Annotated in this window: 2 protein-coding genes; both read right to left on the reverse strand. The window is 62.2% G+C overall.

Annotated features, from left to right (window positions below; genetic code table 11):
- Positions 1 to 768, reverse strand: a 768-nt coding sequence (locus tag AC1D0Z_RS21940) for a TauD/TfdA dioxygenase family protein (RefSeq protein WP_477660264.1), incomplete at its 3' end; no start/stop codon positions are given.
- 213 nt (positions 769 to 981) lie between these two features.
- Positions 982 to 1,339, reverse strand: a 358-nt coding sequence (locus AC1D0Z_RS21945; RefSeq protein WP_477660265.1) for an FMN-dependent NADH-azoreductase, incomplete at its 5' end; no start/stop codon positions are given.

Genomic DNA, 1,339 nt, shown 5'->3' on the forward strand with positions numbered 1-1,339 from the left:
GTGCTCGAACAGTTCGCTGAGCAGGGCCAGGCTTTCGTCTTCCGGTATGTCCAGGATGCGGGTGGTGAAATGCTCGCTGACAAAAAGCGCCTTGCGGCCGTTCTCGGGGTGGGTGCGCACCACGGGGTGGACCACCGGCTTGACCTCTTCCACCTGTTCCTGCGTGAGCTTGGGCCGCCAGGGGTTGCGGCTGCGCAGCTCTTCGTATTTGGCGAGGTAGGTGTGTTCGGCGCGCAGGCCCTCGACGGCCGTCTTCAGCGCTGCGGGCAAGGTGTCCCAGGCGGTGTGCTGGTTCGCGAACAGGGTGTCGCCCCCTTCAGAGGGCAGCTCCTGCGCATGCAGCAATGAGCCCAGGCTGGGTTTGTCTTTGTAAGACAGGTCAGAGTGCCAGAAATGGCCGGCGTCGCCCAGGCCTATGGGTTCGCCGTTTTCCTTGATGTTCGAGACGATCAGGATTTCAGGGTGGTTTTGCAGCTGGAAGTTTTTCAGCACGTGGATCTGCAGCGGCCCGAAACGGCGGCTGAAGTCAACGTGCTGCTGTGGCGTGATGCGCTGGTCGCGAAAGACCAGCACGTGGTGGTCCAGATGCGCGCGGTGGATGCGGCTGAATTCCGCCGTGGTGAGCGGCCTGGACAGGTCCATGCCCAGCACTTCAGCGCCCAGCGGGGCGTCAAAAGGCCGGATCTCGATGGAGGAATGGGTGAGGGGTTCGTGCTGCGCGGTTGCTGCCGCATTTGCGCGATCACCGGGGGCCAAAGTCGCTGTCATCTTCACCTTTCATCTTTACTTCCTGGCTGCATCCGGCTCTGCCGGCCAGCCGAAGACTGTAGGGGGGCGACGGCTGAAAACCAACAACCTATTTGTCGTTTGCTAATTACTTTTAGGTCTGGTCTGTTGCATTGGCAGTGGCAGACAAAAAAAGCCCGCGGCTGCGGGCTTTGTTGGGGGAGGCGCTATGGCGTAGCGCCGGCCGTCGGCAACTCAGGCGGCCAGTGCGGCTTTTTCCTGGTTGGCAGGCTTTTGCGTGTGGGTCACGATTTCAATCTGCGCGGCGGCCAGTGCGGCAGCCTTGGCGGCTTCGCCCATGGCCAGGCCTTCGGCGCGCACAAAACGCACGTCGGTGATGCCGAAGAAGCCGAACACCACTTTCAGGTAGCTTTCCTGGTGTTCCATCGCCGTCATGGCGTCGCTGGTCGAATAAACACCGCCGCGTGCGGATGCCACGATCACCGTCTTGCCGCCGGCCAGGCCCACGGGGCCTTTGTCGGTGTACTTGAAGGTGCGGCCGACTTGCGCGATGCGGTCGATCCAGGCCTTGAGCTGGCTGGGAATGGCGAAG

The organism is Polaromonas sp. P1_E3 (assembly GCF_056405935.1).